16 protein-coding genes and 4 tRNA genes are annotated in these 23,172 nt (G+C 29.7%); 15 read left to right on the forward strand and 5 right to left on the reverse strand.

The annotated features are described in order from the left end of the window. Positions 1 to 18 precede the first annotated feature (18 nt). Complete coding sequence (gene murB, locus FD726_RS00005; RefSeq protein ID WP_159989549.1) at positions 19 to 1,050, forward strand: UDP-N-acetylmuramate dehydrogenase; 1,032 nt, start codon at positions 19 to 21, stop codon at positions 1,048 to 1,050. Then, positions 1,028 to 2,020: a bifunctional biotin--[acetyl-CoA-carboxylase] ligase/biotin operon repressor BirA gene (gene birA, locus FD726_RS00010; protein ID WP_159989550.1), complete on the forward strand. Its 993-nt coding sequence runs from the start codon at positions 1,028 to 1,030 to the stop codon at positions 2,018 to 2,020. The genes murB and birA overlap by 23 nt, the downstream gene beginning before the upstream one ends. Positions 2,021 to 2,039: 19 nt before the next feature. Here birA and coaA read toward each other — a convergent pair whose 3' ends face one another. Continuing rightward, a complete protein-coding gene (gene coaA / locus FD726_RS00015; protein WP_159989551.1) occupies positions 2,040 to 2,966 on the reverse strand; it encodes a type I pantothenate kinase in 927 nt (308 codons plus the stop codon). Between the two features lie 284 nt (positions 2,967 to 3,250). Here coaA and FD726_RS00020 point away from each other — a divergent pair. The 13 genes from FD726_RS00020 (at position 3,251) to hemE (ending at position 16,906) form a co-directional block, all read left to right on the forward strand. Next, positions 3,251 to 3,323, forward strand: a tRNA-Thr gene (locus FD726_RS00020). A gap of 18 nt (positions 3,324 to 3,341) precedes the next feature. Continuing rightward, positions 3,342 to 3,423, forward strand: a tRNA-Tyr gene (locus tag FD726_RS00025). 102 nt (positions 3,424 to 3,525) lie between these two features. Beyond that, a tRNA-Gly gene (locus FD726_RS00030) sits at positions 3,526 to 3,599 on the forward strand. A 6-nt stretch (positions 3,600 to 3,605) separates the two neighbouring features. After that, a tRNA-Thr gene (locus FD726_RS00035) sits at positions 3,606 to 3,679 on the forward strand. Positions 3,680 to 3,808: 129 nt separating this feature from the next. Continuing rightward, the gene (secE, locus tag FD726_RS00040) at positions 3,809 to 4,192 is read left to right on the forward strand and encodes a preprotein translocase subunit SecE (protein ID WP_159989552.1); all 384 of its coding nucleotides are present in this window, start codon (positions 3,809 to 3,811) and stop codon (positions 4,190 to 4,192) included. A gap of 1 nt (position 4,193) precedes the next feature. Further along, a complete protein-coding gene (gene nusG / locus FD726_RS00045) occupies positions 4,194 to 4,739 on the forward strand; it encodes a transcription termination/antitermination protein NusG (protein WP_159989553.1) in 546 nt (181 codons plus the stop codon). Between the two features lie 82 nt (positions 4,740 to 4,821). After that, complete coding sequence (gene rplK / locus FD726_RS00050; protein WP_159989554.1) at positions 4,822 to 5,259, forward strand: 50S ribosomal protein L11; 438 nt, start codon at positions 4,822 to 4,824, stop codon at positions 5,257 to 5,259. Further along, a complete protein-coding gene (rplA, locus tag FD726_RS00055; protein WP_159989555.1) occupies positions 5,252 to 5,950 on the forward strand; it encodes a 50S ribosomal protein L1 in 699 nt (232 codons plus the stop codon). The genes rplK and rplA overlap by 8 nt, the downstream gene beginning before the upstream one ends. A gap of 293 nt (positions 5,951 to 6,243) precedes the next feature. After that, the gene (gene rplJ / locus FD726_RS00060) at positions 6,244 to 6,741 is read left to right on the forward strand and encodes a 50S ribosomal protein L10 (protein WP_159989556.1); all 498 of its coding nucleotides are present in this window, start codon (positions 6,244 to 6,246) and stop codon (positions 6,739 to 6,741) included. Positions 6,742 to 6,775: 34 nt separating this feature from the next. Further along, complete coding sequence (gene rplL / locus FD726_RS00065) at positions 6,776 to 7,132, forward strand: 50S ribosomal protein L7/L12 (RefSeq protein WP_159989557.1); 357 nt, start codon at positions 6,776 to 6,778, stop codon at positions 7,130 to 7,132. Between the two features lie 206 nt (positions 7,133 to 7,338). Further along, the gene (rpoB, locus tag FD726_RS00070) at positions 7,339 to 11,367 is read left to right on the forward strand and encodes a DNA-directed RNA polymerase subunit beta (protein ID WP_159989558.1); all 4,029 of its coding nucleotides are present in this window, start codon (positions 7,339 to 7,341) and stop codon (positions 11,365 to 11,367) included. A gap of 148 nt (positions 11,368 to 11,515) precedes the next feature. After that, entirely contained in the window at positions 11,516 to 15,742 is a 4,227-nt protein-coding gene (gene rpoC, locus FD726_RS00075; protein WP_159989559.1) for a DNA-directed RNA polymerase subunit beta', read from the forward strand. A 102-nt stretch (positions 15,743 to 15,844) separates the two neighbouring features. Further along, positions 15,845 to 16,906 (forward strand): uroporphyrinogen decarboxylase, encoded by a 1,062-nt coding sequence (gene hemE, locus FD726_RS00080; RefSeq protein WP_159989805.1) that lies wholly within the window; start codon positions 15,845 to 15,847, stop codon positions 16,904 to 16,906. A 31-nt stretch (positions 16,907 to 16,937) separates the two neighbouring features. On the opposite strand, the gene purD is transcribed toward hemE, so the two are convergent. From purD to nrdE, 4 genes are all read right to left on the reverse strand, one after another. Beyond that, positions 16,938 to 18,212 (reverse strand): phosphoribosylamine--glycine ligase, encoded by a 1,275-nt coding sequence (gene purD / locus FD726_RS00085; RefSeq protein ID WP_159989560.1) that lies wholly within the window; start codon positions 18,210 to 18,212, stop codon positions 16,938 to 16,940. A gap of 15 nt (positions 18,213 to 18,227) precedes the next feature. Beyond that, positions 18,228 to 19,838, reverse strand: coding sequence for a bifunctional phosphoribosylaminoimidazolecarboxamide formyltransferase/IMP cyclohydrolase (gene purH, locus FD726_RS00090; protein ID WP_159989561.1), 1,611 nt, complete (start codon positions 19,836 to 19,838; stop codon positions 18,228 to 18,230). Positions 19,839 to 20,082: 244 nt separating this feature from the next. After that, a complete protein-coding gene (gene nrdF, locus FD726_RS00095) occupies positions 20,083 to 21,042 on the reverse strand; it encodes a class 1b ribonucleoside-diphosphate reductase subunit beta (RefSeq protein ID WP_159989562.1) in 960 nt (319 codons plus the stop codon). Positions 21,043 to 21,050: 8 nt separating this feature from the next. After that, positions 21,051 to 23,132, reverse strand: a complete 2,082-nt coding sequence (gene nrdE, locus FD726_RS00100) for a class 1b ribonucleoside-diphosphate reductase subunit alpha (protein WP_159989806.1) — start codon at positions 23,130 to 23,132, stop codon at positions 21,051 to 21,053. Between the last annotated feature and the right edge of the window lie 40 nt (positions 23,133 to 23,172).

Raw genomic sequence — 23,172 nt, forward strand, 5'->3', positions numbered from 1 at the left:
TTTATTTAAGATGATCTAATGATTACTAAACATCGCTCTTTAAAAGTGAAAAATACTCTAGGGCTAGATGTTAGTACACGTTTTTTAATTGTTGCAGAAAAAAAAGAAACTATTTTGGATGCATGGAAGTTTAGTAAATTTCTTAAATTACCATTTTTGATTTTAGGAGAAGCAAGTAATGTTTTATTTGTCGAAGATTTTGCTGGTATCATAGTTCTTAATAGAATTCAGGGTATAAATATTTATGAAGATAGTAAATTATGGAAATTACATATAGGCGCTGGAGAAAATTGGCATAAATTAGTCCAAAATATGTTAACTAAAGGAATTTTTGGATTAGAAAATTTAGCTTGGATTCCTGGAACAGTAGGTTCGGTTCCAATACAAAATATTGGAGCCTACGGAGTTGAATTAAAAGATTTTTGTAGTTATGTAGATGTGTTGCACTTAAAAAACGGTGATATTAAGAGAATTTATAGCACAGAATGTAATTTTTCTTATAGAAATAGTATTTTTAAGAACAAATATTGGACAGATTTTGTAATCATAGCAGTAGGTATTTCTCTTAAAAAAAAATGGCAACCAATATTAACATATAATGATTTGAAATATTTAAAACCGATTAGTGCTTGGGATATTTTCAATGAAATTTTTCTCATACGAAAACGTAAAATTCCTGATCCTAAAGTTATAGGAAATGTGGGAAGTTTTTTTAAAAATCCAATTGTTACTAAAAAAGAAGCTAAATTACTCTTGAGATACTTTCCTACTATGCCATGCTATCCTTATATAAATAATCAAATAAAATTGGCAGCTGGTTGGTTAATTGAGCAATGTAATTTAAAAGAATTTTATATAGGAGATTCAGGAATTTACAAAAATCAAGCTTTGATATTAATTAATAAAGGACACGCAACTTCTCAAGATATTTTATCTTTAGCACGAGAAATTCGAATTAGAGTAGGAAAAAAGTTTAATATATGGCTAGAACCTGAAGTACGTTTTATTAAAGCAAAAGGGGAATGCGATGCAGTCGCAATGCTTTCATAAAACAGAACTTAAATTAAATTTGATTAATATATTAGCTGATGGAAAATTCCATTCTATAGAAGGAATTAATTATCATTTAGGTTTATCTAAATTATCACTAATTAATAACATCAATGAATTAGAAAAATGGGGCATTAATGTATTTTTTTGTAAAGAAAAAAAACAATGTAAATTATTAAAGCCTTTAATTTTATTAAATGAACAAGTGATTAAATCAAAATTAGGAGAAAACACTATTTTATTTAAACCTGTACTAAATTCTACAAATCAATATTTATTAGACAATATTAGTACCATAAAATGTGGGGATCTTTGTATTACAGAATATCAAATTTTTGGAAGAGGTCGCTATGGACGATCTTGGTTTTCTCCATTTGGTTGTAACTTATATATGTCTATATATTGGCAAATAAAACAAAATATTAGTAATATAAAAAGTGTTGGATTAGTTATTGGAGTAATTATAGCTGAAACTCTAAAATTGTTAGGCGTTAATGATGTTAGATTAAAATGGCCTAATGATGTTTATGTTAATGAAAGTAAATTAGCTGGAATTTTAGTGGAGTTAAATAATACAGTTAAAACAAAAGAAAATACTAAAGTCATTATTGGAGTAGGTATTAATGTCAATATGGCAAATATCAATCCAAAAAACATGAATATTTTTCCTACTTGGATTTCTTTAGAAGAAATAGGGTTGGTAGTTGACAGAACTGATCTTGCTATCAATTTAACTAATAATTTTCGTAAGTCATTAAATATCTTTGAAAAATATGGATTTGTTCCTTTCAAACATAGATGGAAAATTTTAGATAATTTTATTAATAGGTGGGTTAAATTAATAATTAATGATAAAGAAATATATGGAATTGCTCGAGGAGTAGATAATTATGGAGCTTTATTGTTAGAAAATAATGGTAAGATAAAATCTTGGTCATTAGGAGAAATATCATTGAGATCTTTTTATTGAAGTATCTCATCTATTTATATTAATTATTTTTAAAACTTATATAATTTACAATATGATTTTCTTTTTTAGTCAAAATTATATTAGCACTTTCACGAGTAGGTAGAATATTTTTTTTAAGATTTAATCCATTAATTCTATCCCATAAGTCTTCAGCAATAAATACAGTTTCTTGTTCAGTTGAATTAATATACTTATGAAAATAAGAGTTATTATATAAAAATGCTTTTTGACGTAATTTTAAAAAACGACTAATAAACCAGTTTTTTAATAATTTTTCAGTAGCATCTAAATAAATTGATAAATCTACAAACTCAGAAATAAATATTTGATAAAAATTATCAGAATAATCTAATTTATTTTGTAATAAATGCAATCCTTCAATAATTAATATATTTGGTTGCTGAATTATTTTGTTTGTTTTAGGTTCTATATCATAGATAAAATGTGAATAAACTGGAGCTAATACCTTTTTAATACCTAATTTTATATCTAAAATAAATTGAATCAGCCGATTCATGTCATATGATTCAGGAAATCCTTTTTTTTCTATTAACCCTCTTTTTATAAGAGTTTCATTGGAATATAAAAAACTATCAGTTGTAACAATTTCCACTTTATTATTTCTAGGATATTTACTCAATAATATTTGTAATATTTTAGCAGTAGTGGTTTTCCCTACAGCTACACTTCCAGATATGCTGATTATATACGGCACTTTTTTAATTTTTTTACTAAAAAATTTTTTAAAAATATTTTGATGTTTAATATTTGCTTGAATAAAAAAAATTATAAGACGTGATAAAGGCAAATAAATATCCATGACTTCTGTAATAGATAAATTACTATCAATGCTCTTTAATTTTCTTATTTCATTGTTAGATAAATATAAAGGAATTGAATTATATATATCTATCCAATCACTACGTTTAAATAATAAAATTGTCATTTTCACCAGAATTATTAATACTTTAAAATGTTAAATTATATAATAATGTCGTAATATATAAAAAACAATTTAATTGTATATCTATATAACAATAAATTATAATCATAACTTTAAGTATAAATATTCAAATTATATAGTATAATTTATCTAATAATGTTACAATGCTATTTTATATAGTAACTAAATTTAATCTTAAGCAAGTGAAAGCATAACTTTTATTTTAAAGAAAATAAAAAATTTTTGTTGCATCATTTATGCAACAACTTTAAAATAAGCGTTTGTATGCCGGCTTAGCTCAGATGGTAGAGCAACTGACTTGTAATCAGTAGGTCACCAGTTCAACTCCGGTAGCCGGCATATATAATTTATGATTTTGGTGGGATTCCCGAGCGGTCAAAGGGAGCAGACTGTAAATCTGCCGTCATAGACTTCGAAGGTTCGAATCCTTCTCCCACCATCATGTTAGATTAATGTTATTTTATTGAATAGCATAAATAGTTGATTTCATATAAATTACAGTTTATAACATTTTCTTATTTAAATATTTGGTAATAGATCAGCGGGTATTGTATAAAGGTATTACCTTAGCCTTCCAAGCTAATGATACGGGTTCAATTCCCGTTACCCGCTCCAAAAAAAGCTGGTATAGCTCAGTCGGTAGAGCGCACCCTTGGTAAGGGTGAGGTTCCCCAGTTCAATTCTGGGTACCAGCATCATTTTTAATATTATTTTAAAGTAGAAATGGTAATTTTAAATTATTTATTCGTTTTGAAATTAAATTAAGATATGCGTTTTTAGAATGATAATAGCTCAATTAAATTTTTTAGTAGGTATAGGTATCTATGAGTGCTAATAACGAAGCTAAAGTAGCCTTGTTCAGCTTAGAAGTAGTAAAGTGGGTAGTCATAGTAACACTATTACTAGGTGCTATTTTAGGTAATTATTACTACGGAAAAACAACATTATATTTACGTATAGTACCTATAATCATATTAGTTATTACATCAATATGTATTTTATTGTCAACTAAAGTAGGTAAAGATATCTTAGTTTTTATAAGGGAATCAAAAGCTGAATTAAAAAAGGTTATTTGGCCTACCTATCAAGAAACATTTCGGATAACATTGATTGTCATAGTTGTTACTACATTTATGTCTTTAATTTTATGGGGATTAGATAATATCCTAGTCCGTGTAATTTCATTTATTACTGGTCTGAGGTTCTAAAATGTCTGAAGTTCCCAAAAAACGTTGGTATGTTGTACAAGCATTTTCCGGTTTTGAAGGTCGAGTAGCGCAATCGCTTCGAGAACATGTCAGATTATATAATATGGATGACATGTTTGGCGAAATTATGGTTCCTACTGAAGAAGTAGTAGAAATTCGTTTTGGGCAACGCCGTAAAAGTGAGAGGAAATTTTTTCCCGGTTATGTGCTTGTTCAAATGGTCATGAATGACAATACTTGGCATTTAGTAAAACATGTACCAAGAGTTATGGGTTTTATAGGTGGAGCATCTGATAAACCATCTCCTATTAGTGATAAAGAAGCTAATACCATTATAAATAGACTTAAACAAGTGGGCGATAAACCACGTCCTAAGACAATCTTTGAACCAGGAGAAATAGTACGAGTAAATGATGGTCCTTTTGCTGATTTTAATAGTGTTGTTGAAGAAGTAGATTATGAAAAAAGCAGACTGAAAGTATCAGTTTCAATTTTCGGACGCGCTACACCAGTAGAGCTTGATTTTTCTCAAGTAGAAAAAGGATAAATTAATTTATTCACATATATTAAATTAATTATTAAAGTAGTTTCTTTAATAAAGAATATATAACTAAATGGTGAGAAAGGGTATGGCTAAAAAAGTCCAAGCATATGTTAAGTTACAAATACCTGCCGGTATGGCAAATCCTAGCCCGCCTGTCGGACCTGCTTTAGGTCAGCAAGGTGTTAATATTATGCAGTTTTGTAAAGATTTTAATAACGAAACTACATCCCTAGAAAAGGGAATGCCGATGCCGGTGGTTATAACGGTATATACTGACCGAACATTTACTTTTGTTATTAAAACACCTCCAGCAGCAGTTCTTTTAAAAAAAGTTGTTGGTATTAAATTAGGTTCTAGTAAACCTAAGCAGGAAAAAATTGGCAATATAACTCGTATACAGATTCGTGAAATAGCAAAGATTAAATCAATAGATATGACAGGATGTGATGTAGAAGCAATGTCTCGTTCTATTGAAGGTACTGCTATTTCTATGGGTTTAGTAGTAGAGGATTCAAATGATTAAGATAACTAAACGCAAGAATAAAATAAAAAACCAGGTAGATTTGACTAAAAAACACGATTGTATCGAAGCGATTTCTATATTAAAAAAATTTGCTTCTCCCAATTTTATAGAAAGTGTTGATATTGCTATAAATTTAGGCATTGATGCAAAAAAACCTGATCAAAACATCCGTGGAACAACAAATCTCCCTAATAGTACTGGTCGTTCTGTGCGTATTGCAGTTTTTGCTGATGGAATAAAAGCTGAAGCCGCTAAAAAAGAAGGTGCTGTAATTGTTGGGATGCAAGATCTTGCTGATAACATTAAACAAGGCAATATAAATTTTGATGTTATAATTGCTGATCCAGATAGTATGCATATTGTTAGCAAATTAGGTCAAATTTTAGGTAGCAGAGGCTTAATGCCTAATCCTAAAATGGGTACAGTAACATCAAATATTGCTGAAGCAGTGAAAAATGCAAGGGCAGGTCAAATTCGTTATAAAAATGATAAACATGGTATTATTCATGCTAGTATTGGTAAGATTAATTTAGAAATTACAACATTAAAGGAAAATTTAGAACATTTATTAATAGCTCTAAAAAAAGCAAAACCTGTTCAAGCAAAAGGAAATTACATAAAAAAAATTAATATTTCAACAACTATGGGCATTGGTATTAATATTGATCCAGCTAGTTTAAATATTCAATAATTTAAATTATTTCTTGAAATAAGCAACAATTTTACGTAAGATCGTGTTTTAGTTTTAATGAATATTATATAGGTAATTATTTAATATCAATATAAATTAAGTACTGTTTTTAAATATTTAGTTAATGATGCTATACACTAACAAAAATCAAGTATATTATAAATCTAGAAATATTGGAAAAATATATTCTCTTATTTCAGCAAACTTCATCATTATTTTTATTCAAAATTGATTCAGATAAGAATTTAATAATTTATAAAAATTTTTCTGATCAATCCTGGGAGTGTAAGCTGATGCCGCTAAATCTTAAAGATAAGAAAGCAATTGTAACTAAAATTTACCAGATAGCACAAAAATCAATTTCGGCAGTTGTTGCCGATTTTCGTGGTGTAGCTGTAAATAAAATAACTGAATTAAGAGCAAAAGGTCGCAAATCTGGTGTATATATATATGTCATCCGAAATACACTATTACATAGAATTGTTAAGGATACTCAGTTTGAGTGTTTAAAAAACACTTTTAACGGTCCTACATTAATTGCATATTCTATAGAACATCCTGGTATAGCTGCTCGTTTGTTAAAAGAGTTTGAAAAAGATAATATTACATTTAGAATCAAAGCTGCTGCGTTCGAAAATAAATTTATTGATGCAAATAATATTGATCTATTAGCAAGTTTACCTACATGTGAAGAAGCTATAATAAATTTAATGTTAACTATGAAGGAAGCAGCTGCAGGAAAAATAGTGCGAGTATTAAACGCTATTAGTGATATAAAAAAGAAGAATTAAATTAGAAGTTTTTCTGATCTTAGGAATAATTGTAATGTCTATAACTAAAGAGCAAATTTTAGAAGCTGTTTCTGGCATGTCTGTAATGGAAGTTGTTGATTTAGTTTCTGCTATGGAAGAAAAATTCGGTGTTTCTTCTAAAGTAGCTGTCAATGTTGGTCCTACTGAAGTTGTTGAAGAAAAAACTGAATTTGATGTAATATTGAAAGCAATTGGTCCTAATAAAGTAGCTGTAATTAAAGCAGTGCGTGCTGCAACTGGTTTAGGGTTAAAAGAAGCTAAAGATTTAGTTGAAGCAACTGGTATTATTAAAGAGGGAATTAGTAAAGAAGAATCAACATCTTTAGAAGTGATTTTAAAAGAGGCCGGAGCTGAAGTGGAAGTTAAATAAAAAATTTTAGCTTACAGTCTAGCAATAATAGCAGGCTGACGGCTGGTGACTGACAAATCACCAGCCTTTTTATATTAAATATTTTATATATTTTAAATAGTAAATAGATAGTTTTATTTAAATTAAATACAAATTTATAAAATTGAAAGAAAAATCTGCAAAAAAGATCTACAACAGATCGACTATCAGCTAGTTGAGGAGCCATAATGGTTTACTCTTATACCGAAAAAAAACGAATTCGCAAGGATTTTGGTAAACGTCCAAAAGTTTTAGACGTACCTTACCTTCTTTTTATTCAACTTGATTCTTTTCAAAAATTTATTGAACATGATCCGGAGGGTCAATATGGTCTTGAAGCTGCACTCCGTTCTGTGTTTCCTATTGTAAGTTATGGTGGTAATTCTGAATTACAATATGTAAGTTATCGTTTAAGTGAACCAGTTTTTGATGTAAAAGAATGTCAAATTCGTGGAGCTACTTATTCTGCACCACTTAGAGTAAAATTAAGATTGGTGATTTATGAACGTGATTTTTCTACAGAAAATACAGTAAAAAATATCAAAGAACAAGAAGTATACATGGGAGAAATTCCCTTAATGACTGAAAATGGTACTTTTATCATTAATGGTACTGAACGTGTTATAGTTTCTCAGTTACATCGTAGTCCAGGTGTGTTTTTTGATAGCGATAAAGGTAAAACACATTCTTCTGGTAAAATATTATACAATGCACGCATAATTCCATATAGAGGTTCATGGATAGATTTTGAATTTGATCCAAAAGATAATCTTTTTATTCGTATTGATCGTAGACGTAAATTACCATCGACTATTATTTTACGTGCACTGGATTATACAACTGAGGATATTTTAAATATTTTCTTTGAAAAAATAAAATTTGAAATTAATAATAGTAAAATATTAATGAAATTAGTTCCTGAAAGATTAAGAGGTGAAACTGCCACTTTTAATGTTAAAGCTAATAACAAGATATACATTGAAAAAAATCGTCGTATTACTTCACGACACATTGCTCAATTAGAAAATGATAACATCCAATATATAGAAGTGCCAATTGAATATCTTATTGGGAAAATATTAGCAAAAAATTATTATGATAATAACAATGAATTAATTGCTTCAGCTAATAGTAATATTACACTAGAATTGATATATCAGTTAAAACAATTAGGTTATAAACAAATTGAAACTTTGTTTATTAATGATTTAGATCACGGATCATATATATCTGAAACTTTACGTATTGATCCAACCAATGATAGACTAAGCGCATTAGTAGAAATTTATCGTATGATGAGGCCAGGTGAGCCACCAACGCGAGAAGCTACAGAAAATCTTTTCGAAAGTTTATTCTTTTCCGAAGAAAGGTACGATCTTTCTGCGGTAGGTCGTATGAAATTCAATCGTTCATTGGGAAGAAAAAAAGTAGAAGGATCTAGTATTCTTAGTAAAGAAGACATAATCGATGTAATGAAAAAACTTATAACTATTCGTAATGGTAAAGGTGAAATAGATGATATTGATCATTTGGGTAATCGCCGTATTAGATCAGTAGGAGAAATGGCTGAGAATCAGTTTAGAATCGGTTTAATACGTGTTGAACGTGCTGTTAGGGAACGTCTATCATTAGGTGATCTTGATACTCTGATGCCTCAAGATATGATTAACGCTAAGCCAATCTCAGCAGCAGTAAAAGAATTTTTTAGTTCTAGTCAGTTATCTCAATTCATGGATCAAAATAATCCTTTATCTGAAATTACTCATAAACGTCGAATTTCGGCTTTAGGTCCTGGAGGTTTAACTCGTGAAAGAGCTGGTTTTGAAGTAAGAGATGTTCATCCTACTCATTATGGTCGTGTTTGTCCAATTGAAACTCCTGAAGGTCCCAATATCGGTTTAATTAATTCTTTATCTGTTTATGCTAAAACAAATGAATATGGATTTTTAGAAACACCATATCGTTGTGTTTTTAATGGTATCGTATCTGATAGAATTAATTATTTATCTGCTATTGAAGAAGGTAATTATATTATTGCTCAAGCAAATGCTCATTTATATGATGATGGCAAATTTATTGATGATTTAGTGATTTGTCGTCATAAAGGTGAATCCGGGTTGTTCCATAGAGAAAAAGTAGACTATATGGATGTTTCTACTCAACAAATAGTTTCTGTTGGTGCATCATTAATACCTTTTCTTGAACATAATGACGCTAATCGTGCTCTAATGGGTGCAAATATGCAGCGACAAGCAGTTCCAACCTTACGTGCTGATAAACCTTTAGTTGGGACAGGTATGGAACGTGCTGTGGCTGTTGACTCAGGAGTTACCGTAGTTGCTAAACGTGGTGGTTTAATACAATACGTTGATGCATCTCGCATTGTTGTAAAAGTTAATGAAACTGAAACATATAATGATGAAGTAGGAATAGATATATATAATTTGACAAAGTATACTAGATCTAATCAAAATACCTGTATTAATCAAATGCCTTGCATTAGTTTAGGAGAAAAAATTGAAAGAGGTGATGTACTGGCTGATGGTCCTTCTACTGATCTAGGGGAATTAGCTTTAGGTCAGAATATGAGAGTGGCATTCATGCCTTGGAATGGTTATAATTTTGAAGATTCTATTTTAGTATCAGAACGTGTAGTTCAAGAAGATAGATTTACTAGTATTCATATTCAAGAATTATCATGTATGTCTAGGGATACAAAATTGGGTGCAGAAGAAGTATCTTCTGATATTCCAAATGTAAGTGAAGCAGCACTTTCTAAACTTGATGAATCTGGTATTGTTTATGTTGGAGCAGAAGTTACTGGTGGAGATATTTTAGTAGGAAAAGTAACCCCAAAAGGTGAAACTCAATTAACACCTGAAGAAAAATTACTACGTGCTATTTTTGGTGAAAAAGCATCTGATGTAAAAGATTCATCATTAAGAGTTCCAAATGGTGTGTCCGGTACAGTTATAGATGTGCAAATTTTTACTAGAGATGGAATACAAAAAGATAAACGTGCTTTAGAAATCGAAGAAATGCAGTTAAAACAAGCAAAAAAAGATTTATCTGAAGAGAAGCAAATTTTAGAATCAAGTATTTTTAGTCGTGCTAAATTATTATTATCTGATCAGATGGAAAAAGAAGATTTAAATAAAACTCCCAAAGAATATTGGTTTAATATTCAACTTATTGACCAAGATAAAAAAGAACAGCTAAAACAGCTATCAAATCAATATGAAGAATTAAAGAAAAAATTTGAGAAAAAAATAGAGGATAAACGTCGTAAAATTACTCAAGGTGATGATCTTGCACCAGGTATATTAAAAATAGTTAAAGTTTATCTTGCAGTTAAGCGTCATATTCAACCAGGGGATAAAATGGCTGGACGGCATGGTAATAAGGGAGTTATTTCTAAAATAAACCCTATTGAAGATATGCCATATGATGAACATGGTGTACCAGTTGATATTGTTTTGAATCCCTTAGGAGTTCCATCAAGAATGAATATAGGACAAATTCTTGAAACACATTTAGGTATGGCAGCTAAAGGTATAGGTCAAAAAATTAATGAAATATTAAAAAATAATGAAAAAATAGTTAAATTAAGAAAATTTATACAAAGTGCTTATGATTTAGGCTCAGACCTTCGTCAGAAAGTTGATCTAAATAAATTTAGTGATAGTGAAATACTATCTTTAGCAGAAAATTTAAAAAAAGGTATGCCAGTTGCAAGTCCTGTTTTTGATGGAGCAAAAGAAAAAGAAATCAAAGATTTACTAGAATTAAGTGGTTTACCTTCTTCAGGTCAAATTACTTTATTTGATGGACGTACTAGCGAGAAATTTGAACGTAAGGTAACTGTTGGATATATGTATATGCTTAAACTTAATCATTTAGTTGATGATAAAATGCATGCTCGTTCTACAGGTTCATATAGCCTGGTAACTCAACAACCTTTAGGTGGAAAAGCTCAATTTGGTGGTCAACGTTTTGGAGAAATGGAAGTTTGGGCATTGGAAGCTTATGGGGCAGCATATACTTTACAGGAAATGTTGACAGTGAAATCTGATGATGTTAATGGTCGTACTAAGATGTATAAGAATATTGTAGATGGCAATCACCATATGGAACCGGGTATGCCTGAATCCTTTAATGTATTACTAAAGGAAATTAGATCATTAGGGATCAATATAGAATTAGAAGACGAAGAATAGTACCTAGCTATTATTTAGGATCATAGTGAGATATGTAAATAAAGTTTTAAAATACACTAAAAGTGATTTATATGTACTGATATTGATGATAGAGTATTTAATTTGTTTTAGACACTCTTAAGTCTCACCTTCCAACGAGAACTAATCTGTGAAAGACTTACTTAAGTTCCTGAAAATACAAAATAAAAAAGAAGAATTTGATACTATAAAAATTTCTCTTGCTGCACCGGATATGATACGTTCCTGGTCTTTTGGTGAAGTAAAGAAACCAGAAACTATTAATTATCGCACATTTAAACCAGAACGTGATGGTCTTTTTTGCGCTCGCATTTTTGGTCCTGTAAAAGACTATGAATGTTTATGTGGAAAATATAAAAGACTAAAACACCGTGGTGTAATTTGTGAAAAATGTGGTGTTGAAGTAACCCAAACCAAAGTACGTCGTGAACGTATGGGACATATAGAATTAGCATCACCAACAGCTCATATTTGGTTTTTAAAATCCTTGCCTTCACGTATTGGATTATTATTAGATATGCCTTTGCGTGATATAGAAAGAGTACTATATTTTGAATCTTATGTTGTAGTTGAAGGGGGAATGACAAATTTAGAAAAACGTCAAATGTTAACTGAAGAACAGTATCTTGATGTATTAGAAGAATTTGGTGATGAATTTGATGCTAAAATGGGTGCTGAAGCAATTCAGTATCTGCTAAAAAATATGGATTTAGAGCAAGAATGTGAACAATTACATAATGAGCTAAACGAAACTAATTCTGAAACTAAAAGAAAAAAATTAACTAAGAGAATTAAGTTATTAGAATCATTTGTACAATCTGGTAATAAACCAGAGTGGATGATTTTAAGCGTATTACCAGTACTTCCACCAGATTTACGTCCTTTGGTACCTCTAGATGGAGGACGTTTTGCAACTTCAGATTTAAACGATCTTTACCGTCGGGTTATTAATCGCAATAATAGATTAAAAAGGTTATTAGATCTATCTGCTCCAGATATAATTGTCAGAAATGAAAAAAGAATGCTACAAGAAGCAGTAGACGCATTATTAGATAATGGAAGAAGAGGACGTGCTATTACTGGTTCTAATAAACGACCTTTAAAATCATTAGCTGATATGATTAAGGGAAAACAAGGTAGATTTCGTCAAAATTTGTTAGGAAAACGTGTAGACTATTCAGGACGTTCTGTGATTACAGTAGGTCCATATCTTCGATTACATCAATGCGGCTTACCAAAAAAAATGGCATTAGAATTATTTAAACCATTTATTTACGGAAAATTAGAAGTTAGAGGACTTGCCACTACGATAAAAGCTGCAAAAAAAATGGTTGATCGTGAAGAATCTGTTGTTTGGGATATCTTAGATGATGTTATTCGTGAACATCCTGTTTTGTTAAATCGCGCACCTACATTACATAGGTTGGGTATTCAAGCATTTGAACCCATTCTAGTTGAGGGAAAAGCGATTCAATTACATCCTTTAGTTTGTGCAGCTTACAATGCTGATTTTGACGGTGATCAAATGGCTGTACATGTTCCTTTAACATTAGAAGCACAATTAGAAGCACGTGCTTTAATGATGTCTACTAATAATATTTTATCTCCAGCAAATGGTGAACCAATTATTGTTCCTTCCCAAGATGTAGTTTTGGGATTATATTATATGACTCGTGATAAAATTAATGCTAAAGGCGAAGGTATGATGTTGACTGGTCCTAAAGAAGCAGAGTGTTTATATCGAACTGGACAAGTTGAATTACATGCTCGTGTTAAAGTTAGAATTGAAGAATTTCATAAAAATGAACTAGGAGAATTTATTTCTAGTATTAGCATAATTGACACTACTATTGGTAGGGCAATTCTTTGGATGATTGTACCAAAAGGTTTGCCGTATTATATTGTAAACCAGGTACTAGGAAAAAAAACAATTTCTAAAATGTTAAATACTTGTTATCGCATTTTAGGTTTAAAAGCTACTGTCACATTTGCTGACCAAATTATGTATTCTGGTTTTGCATATGCAGCTCGTTCAGGTGTTTCAGTAGGTATTGATGATATGGTAATTCCTGAAAAAAAATTAGAAATTATTTCTGATGCTGAATTTGAAGTAGCTGAAATTCAAGAACAATTTCAATCTGGTTTAGTTACTGTAGGAGAAAGATATAATAAAGTTATTGATATTTGGGCTGCTGCTAATGAGCGTGTTGCTAAAGCAATGATGGAAAATCTTTCTACTGAATCTGTAACTAATAAAGATGGTGTTAAAGAAAAACAATCATCTTTTAATAATATATTTATGATGGCTGATTCAGGTGCTAGAGGTTCTGCAGCTCAAATTCGTCAACTAGCAGGGATGCGTGGTTTAATGGCAAAACCAGATGGATCAATCATTGAAACGCCTATTACTGCAAATTTTCGTGAAGGTTTAAATATTCTTCAGTATTTTATTTCAACTCATGGTGCACGAAAAGGTTTAGCAGATACAGCTTTAAAAACTGCAAATTCAGGTTATTTAACTAGACGTTTAGTAGATGTAGCTCAAGATTTAGTAGTTACTGAAGATGATTGTGGCACTTATGAAGGTATAACAATGACACCTGTTATAGAAGGTGGTGATGTTAAAGATCCATTACGAGAACGTGTTTTAGGTAGAGTCATTGTAAAAGATATTTTTAAACCAGGAACAAATGATGTTTTAATATCAAGAAATACTTTACTAGATGAATATTGGTGTGATGTTCTAGAAGAAAATTCTATAGATAGTGTTAAAGTCCGCTCAGTTGTATGTTGCGAAACTGATTTTGGAGTATGTGCTAATTGTTACGGTCGAGATTTAGCTAGAGGTCATCTTGTTAATAAGGGTGAAGCAGTTGGTGTTATTGCAGCCCAATCAATTGGAGAACCTGGCACTCAGCTTACAATGAGAACATTTCATATTGGAGGTGCTGCATCACGAGTAGCTACTGAATCAAGTATTAGAATTAAGAATAATGGTACTGTACGGTTAATTAATGCTAAATTAGTATGCAATTCTTTAGGAAAGTCTATAATTATATCACGTAATGTTGAATTAAGGATAGTTGACGAATTTAATAGAACTAAAGAAAGTTATAAAATTCCTTATGGAACAATATTAGAAAAAAATGACGGTGAATATGTAAATTCAGGCGAAATAGTAGCTAACTGGGATCCTCATACTATGCCTGTTATTACTGAAATAGGTGGTTTTGTTAGATTTGTTGATATAATTGATGGTCAAACAATTACTAGACAAACAGATGATTTAACTGGTTTATCTTCTCTTGTAATTTTAGAAAGTGCTGAAAGAACTTCAGGTGGTAAAGATTTACGTCCTTCTTTAAAAATTGTCAACGAAAATGGTGATGATATTTTTATTTTAGGTACTGATATTCCAGCTCAGTATTTTTTACCTGGAAAAGCAATAGTACAATTAGAAAATGGTGTAAAAATTAGTGCAGGAGATATATTAGCTAGAGTACCTCAAGAATCAGGAGGAACAAAAGATATTACAGGTGGTTTACCTAGAGTTGCTGATCTGTTTGAAGCACGACGTCCTAAAGAACCTGCTATATTAGCAGAAATCAGTGGCGTAGTTTCATTCGGTAAAGAAACTAAAGGTAAGAGACGTTTAATGATTACTCCTATTAATAATGCAAATGAAGTATATGAAGAAATGATTCCCAAATGGCGTCAATTAAATGTATTTGAAGGAGAAAGAGTAGAGATAGGTGATGTAATTTCTGATGGTCCTGAATCTCCGCATGATATTTTGCGTTTACGAGGTGTTCATGCAGTTACTCGTTATATTACTAATGAAGTGCAAGAAGTGTATCGTTTACAAGGTGTTAAAATAAATGATAAACATATTGAAGTAATTATTAGACAGATGTTACGTAAAGCAACAATTATAAAAACTGATAGTACAGAATTCTTAGAAGGAGAACAAGTAGAATTTTCTAAAATTAGAATTTCTAACCGTTTGTTAGAAGAAAAAGGGAAAAATGTTACAAAATATGTAAGAGAACTGCTTGGTGTAACTAAAGCTTCTTTAGCTACGCAATCATTTATTTCTGCTGCTTCATTTCAAGAAACCACGCGTGTACTAACAGAGGCATCTGTTGCTGGTAAATATGATACATTACGCGGACTTAAAGAAAATGTCATAGTAGGTAGACTGATTCCTGCTGGAACTGGTTATTCGTATCATAAAGATAGATTGCGACTTAGAATAGCTAGTAAAGAAAATTTATCTAATTTACAATTTACAGCAGATAAAGCTTCTGCTAATTTAGCTGAATTGTTAAATGCTGGTTTATCTACTGATGATGAATAAAATGATAATTTCTAAATATTATTTATCATTTAACAAATATCATTACCAATTTTTATGGTAATGATATTAAATTAATAATTATGCATATAATTAAAATTTATGATATATCAATTAAAAAATGATCGTTACATTCGTGCTATCTTACGAAAACCAGTAGATATGACACCAATATGGATAATGAGACAAGCAGGTAGATATTTACCAGAATATAAGAAAATACGTGCTGAATTTGACAATTTTTTATCAATTTGTAAAAATGTTGATGTAGCTTGTGAAATTTCATTACAGCCTTTGCGTCGTTATAACTTAGATGCAGCAATAATATTCAGTGATATTCTAGTAGTACCAGATGCTATGGGTTTAGGACTTTATTTTGATGAAAAAAAAGGTCCTGGTTTTTTATATCCTGTTACTTGCCAAGCTGATATTAAAAGATTACCTATATATGATCCAGAACAAGAATTAAGCTATGTAATGAATATAATACGCATGATTTGCAAAAATTTAAAGGGATCAGTGCCATTAATTGGTTTTTCTGGAAGTCCCTGGACCTTAGCTGCATATATGGTGCAAAATGGGAGTAGTAAAAATTTTAATAAAATAAAAAAAATAATGTATTCAGATCCAATAATTTTACATAAAATGCTAGATAAAATTACAGAAAATATTATTTTATATCTTAATGCACAAATTTGTGCTGGAATTAATTCCATAATCTTATTTGATACCTGGGGAGGAATACTGAATTATTCTGCTTATCGAGAATTTTCTTTATATTATTTAAAAAAAATAGCTGCAAATGTATTACGTAAAAATGAAATTTCTTATATTCCGACTATATTATTTACTAAAGGTTGTAATCAATGGTTAGAAGATATAGCTGATATTGGTTTTGATGCTTTAGGTGTTGATTGGGGTATTAATATTGGTGATGTACGTCGTCGTGTTGGAAATAAAGTCGCAATTCAAGGTAATATGGATCCTTCTGTTCTTTATGCATCTCCTCAAAAGATAATCAATGAAGTAAAAATGATTTTAGCTAGTTATGGAAAAGGTAGCGGACATATTTTTAATTTAGGTCATGGTATAAATCAAGATACCGCTCCAGAAAATGTTAGTATATTTGTGGATGCTGTTCATAACTTTTCAAAGCAATGGCATTAATTTTGAATATATTAAATAAGAAATTCTGTTATTAAAACCCAATGTCAGTGCGAAAATAAATATGTTCCCAATAAATAGATTTAGCGATTTCATATAATCTTTTCTTAGCAATTTTAAAATCTCTATCTATAGTACTTATAGATAATACCCGACCTCCATTAGTAATTAACTTGTTATTTTTATTCAAACATGTTCCTGAATGAAAAATTTTACTGTTAGGATAATCTTGTTTAGGTAGACCATAAATCTCATAATTATTGTAATAATTACTATTAGGATATCCTCCTGAAGATAATACTAAACTTAATGCATATTTAGAATGCCATTGTATATTTTTTTTACTTAACTCTCCTTTACAACCAGCAATGCAAATATCTACTAAATCAGATTTTAAACGCATCATGAGAGATTGAGTTTCAGGATCACCTAAACGACAATTAAATTCTATTACCATTGGTTTTCCTAATTTATTTATTATTAATCCAGCATATAAAAAACCAATATATTGATTACCTTCAGCATCCATACCACTAACCGTAGGATATATAATTTGATCCATTATGTTTTGGTATATTTCTTCATTTCTTATTAATAAAGCTGGTGAACGTGATCCCATTCCTCCTGTATTTAAGCCAGTATTATTATTACCTATACGTTTGTAATCTTGGCTTGTATCCATTGGTAATATGTTTTTTTTTCTATCTACCATTACAATAAAACTCAGTTCTTCTCCATAACAAAATTCCTCAATTATAATACGTTTTCCTGCATTACCAAATAAGTTTCCTGAAAGCATATTTTTAATTATATATTCTGCTTTTTGTTTGCTTTTTGCAATAACTACTCCCTTTCCTGCCGCTAGACCATCAGCCTTAATAACAATTGGTAATTTTATCCCATCAATATATGATAATGCTGGTTTTATTTCAGAAAAATATTCATAATTAGGTGTAGGAATATTATGACGACATAAAAAATTTTTACAAAAAATTTTGGAACTTTCTATTTGAGCAGCAGACTTATTGGGAGCAAAAATATTTAATCCCATCATATGAAATTTATCTACTATACCCATAGTTATCGGTTTTTCAGGACCAACAATAGTTAAATCTATTTTTTCTTTATATGCAAATTCTGCTAGTTTATCAATTTCAGTAATATTAATATCTATATTACATACACGAGATTCTAAACTAGTACCTGGATTTCCTGGAGCTACATATATAATATCAGATAGTTTTGATTGAGATGCTTTCCATGCTAACGCATGCTCACGTCCACCGTTACCGACAATTAAAATTTTCATTTTTTTGACTCGTTTTTAATGACGAAAATGACGTATTTTAGTAAAAATCATTGAAATATTGTATTCATCAACTGCATCAATTATTTCTTTATCACGAATAGAACCTCCAGGTTGAATAATACATTTTATCCCCATTTTAGCTGCAAGATCAATACTATCACGAAATGGAAAAAAAGCATCAGAAGCCATTACAGAGTTTTTGGTCTCTAATACCGCATTTTTTGCTTTCATATAAGCAATTTTTACCGAATCAATACGACTCATCTGACCTGCACCAATACCTATTGTTGCAGTGTCTTTAGCACAAACAATAGCATTCGATTTAACAAATTTAGATACTTTCCAGCAAAATATAGAGTCTTTTATTTCTTTTTTATTTGGTTTTCTCTCACTAACTATGTTAAGTTGATTTATATCTATTGTCTTATTATTGTGTTCTTGGATTAATACTCCACCGTTAACTGTTTTAAAATCCAATAAAGAATTTTTTTTCCAGTTATTACATATAATAAGTCTAATTTTTTTCTTTTTAGAAACAATTTTTAATGCAGTGTCAGTAACTGATGGAACTATTATTACTTCTACAAATTGATGTTTAGTAATTAACTCAATTGTAGGCTGATCTAATTCTCTATTTAATGCTATAACTCCACCGAATGCTGAAATAGAATCAGTGATATAAGCTCGCTTATAAGCAGCAGCAATTGAATCAGATGTTGCAACACCACATGGATTAGAATGTTTAATTATTACACATGTAGGTTCTTTAAATTCTTCCAAACATTTTATAGCTGTATCAATATCAATAATATTATTGTATGAAAGATTTTTTCCTTGAATCTTTAATAAATTCAATGGTTCTGTATTTGTTAATTCTGGAATGTAAAAAGCAGCAGATTGATGAACATTTTCTCCATAAATCATATTCTGTTTTTTTACTAATTTAATATTAATTTTTTCTGGTAGAGTGTTTTGATCATTTTTATTAAAATGTTGAGTATGATTAAAGCTTGATATTAAATCATTAAAATAATTAGCAATATTATTATTATTAAATGCTAAATAATTAAAAGCTTTAACCGCAAGTTTAAAACGAGTATTTAAGCTTAAAGAATTGCTATTAACATCTAATTCATCTAAAATATTGGAATAATCGCTATGTTTTACAACAACAGATACAAATTTATAATTTTTTGCAGCCGCATATACCATTGTAGGACCACCAATATCTATTTTTTCTACTGCATCTTCCAATGAACAATTTTTATTAATGACAGTTTGTGTAAATGGATAAAAGTTAACTACTAACATATCTATTGGAAATATTCTTTTATTTGTTATTATATTATCATCTTGACCACGACGGTATAGAATACCAGTATAGATTTTTGTGTGAAGTGTTTTGATACGTCCATCTAAAATTTCTGGGGAACCAGTATAATGAGATATTTCTATAGCAGGTATTCCCGACTTGACTAGCAAACTTGCAGTACCACCTGTAGCAAGTATTTTGATATTGCGTTTATTAAGTTCTGACGCAAATTCAACTATACTAGTTTTATCAGAAACACTAAGTAAAGCATATCTAATAGGATAATTTCTTTCTGATAGATGATTTTTTTGCATATATGTTTTATTGCACCTACTATAAGCTATTTTTAAGATAAAAAACTTTTTTATAATTAACAATTATTATGATATTTTATCGAAATTCAACTTAAATCTAAAATAATATTATTTTATTTAACAATTATTAGTAGTTATCAAATTAGTAGTTATCAAATTGGACATTTTATAATGGTTATGAGTTATAAGAAATCTTATGCAATTTTTGATAATTTTATACTACAATGTCATTATTATAAACTTATTAAAAATTCCAATCTTCATCTTCAGTATCAACTGATTTACCAACCATATAAGATGAACCAGAACCAGAAAAAAAATCATGGTTTTCATTAGAATTAGGTGAAAGAGCAGATAAAATTACTGGATTCACCTGAGTTAATTTTGCAGGAAATAAAGATTCATATCCTAGATTCATTAGTGCTTTATTTGCATTATAATTTAAAAAAATTACTACTTCTTTTGCCCAATCTATATTATGATACAGTTCATTTGTATAAACAACTTCATTTTCATATAAATCTAATAAAAAACTGTAGCAAAAATCTTTTAGTTCCTTTCTACGATTTTCATTAACATTACTTAATGATTTTTGATATTTATATCCTATATAATAACCATGCACTGCTTCATCTCGCATAATTAATCGTATCAGATCAGCTGTATTAGTTAATTTTCCACGACTTGATAAGTACATTGGTAGCCAAAATCCAGAATAAAACAAAAATGATTCAAGGAATACGCTTGCTATTTTCTTTTTTAATGGGTCTTTTGATTGATAATGTTCAATAATCATATTTACTTTATTTTGCAATGGTTGGTTTTTATCACTCCATAAATAAGCATTGTCTACATCTTGACTATTACAAAGTGTAGAAAATATTGAACTATAGGAACGAGCATGTACGGCTTCCATAAAACTGATATTGGATAATACAGATTTTTCATGAGAAGTTAATGCATCGTTAATTAATCCTGGAGCACCAATTATGTTTTGTATAGTATCTAGTAAAGTTAAGCCAGTAAAAATACGTGTAGTCAATTTTTGTTGACTTTTGTCTAGAGTTTGCCAAGAAGGCAAATCATTAGATAGCGGTATTTTTTCGGGAATCCAGAAGTTGCTAGTCAATCTATTCCATACCTCTAGATCTTTCTCATCTTGAATTTTATTCCAATTAACTGCTTGAATTTTTTTTAATTGCATAATTTTTATTACAATGTACAAGAGATACAACCTTTAACTTCTGTACCTCGAAGAGCTGTTTGTCTAATCCTGATATAATAAATAGTTTTTATACCTTTTTTCCAGGCATAAATTTGTGCTTTATTAATATCACGAGTTGTTATGTCATCTCGAAAAAATAATGTTAAAGACAATCCCTGATCAACATGCTTTGTAGCTTCAGCATAAGTATCAATAATTGCTTTATATCCAATTTGATAAGCATCTTGATATAATTCTAAGTTATTATTATTCATAAATGGTGCAGGATAATAAACCCTACCAGTTTTTCCTTCTTTTCTAATTTCAATACGTGATACAATTGGATGAATACTTGAAGTTGCATTATTAATATATGATATTGAACCAGTAGGAGGTATAGCTTGAAGATTTTGATTATATAAACCATATTTCATAATGGACTCACGTAACATTACCCAATCTTCATAATTAGGCAATTTTATATTAGATGATTCAAAAATATTTTTTACTTGTTTAGTATATGGGTACCACTTACGTTTTAGATATTTATTAAAATATACTCCGCTTGCATAATGAGATTCAGAAAAACCGTCAAAGGACTGTTTTAATTCTATAGCTAAACAATTTGATGTAAGTAATACATAATATGTAATGCAGTAAAAATATATATTAGTAAAATCTAAAGCTTCAGGTGAACCATATTGAATGCCTTCTCTTGCTAAATACCCATGTAAATTCATCTGTCCTAATCCAATAGCATGAGAGCTATTGTTACCTTTTGCTATTGATGGAACAGAACTAATTTCACTGATCATTGACACAGCTGTTAATGAACGTATTGCTACATCAACAGTATGTTGTAAATTTTTCGAATCCATTGCATATGCGATATTAATTGAACCTAAATTACAAGATATATCTTTGCCAATATGATGGTAACTTAAATCACTATTTAACTGACTTGCACTATTAACTTGTAATATTTCTGAGCACAAATTGCTCATGTTTATTCTTCCTGAAATCGGATTGCTACGATTTACGCTATCTTCATACATAATGTAAGGATATCCTGATTCGAATTGAATTTCAGCTAATGTTTGAAAAAAATCCCTTGGTTGAATATAAGTTTTATTAATGCGAGAATCTTCTAATATTTCATAATATTTTTTATTTATGTCGATCTCACTAAATGCACAACCATAAAATTTTTTTATGTCATAAGGTGAAAACAAGGCCATTTTTTCATTATCTTTTGCTAATTTAAAAGTGATATCAGGTATAACAACTCCTAGTGATAAAGTTTTGATACGAATTTTTTCATCAGCATTTTCTCGTTTAGTATCTAAAAAACGAAAGATATCAGGATGATGAGCATGTAACCAGACTGCACCTGCACCTTGACGAGCTCCTAATTGATTAGCATATGAAAAAGCATCCTCTAATATTTTCATTACAGGAATTACTCCTGAAGATTGATTTTTAATAAGCTTTATTGGCGCACCAAATTCACGTAAGTTGGATAGTAAAAAAGATACTCCTCCTCCTCTTTTAGATAATTGTAAAGCGGAATTAATTGCACGACCAATAGACTCCATATTATCTTCAATACGTAATAAAAAACAAGAAACTAACTCTCCTCGCTGTTTTTTACCACAATTAAGAAATGTAGGAGTAGCAGGTTGAAAACGACCACTTAATATCTCTTCTAGTATATTATATGCAAGTAATTTATCACCTTTAGCTAAAGTTAATGCTACCATACAGGTTCTTTGTTCAAAACTTTCAAGATAATACTTTCTATCGTAAGTCTTTAATGTATAACTAGTATAATATTTCCATGCTCCGAGGAATGTTTTGAATTTAAATCCCCAATTATCTGCTTTATTATGGAAATCACATAAAAAATTAAAATTATATTGATTTAATACATTAATTTCGTAATAACCTTTATTAATTAAATAATTTAATCTCTCTGGTATTGAATTGAAAGTTATAGTATTAGGATTAACATGTTGAATAAAAAATTGACGGATTGCTTCATGGTCTTTTTCAAATTGAATACGTCCGTCAGTATCGTATAAATTTAACATAGCATTTAGCGCATGATAATCTAATGTTGTCTTACTGAAA

The organism is Pantoea sp. SoEX, assembly GCF_009829945.1.
In the GTDB taxonomy this organism is placed as follows: Bacteria; Pseudomonadota; Gammaproteobacteria; order Enterobacterales; family Enterobacteriaceae; genus Pantoea_C.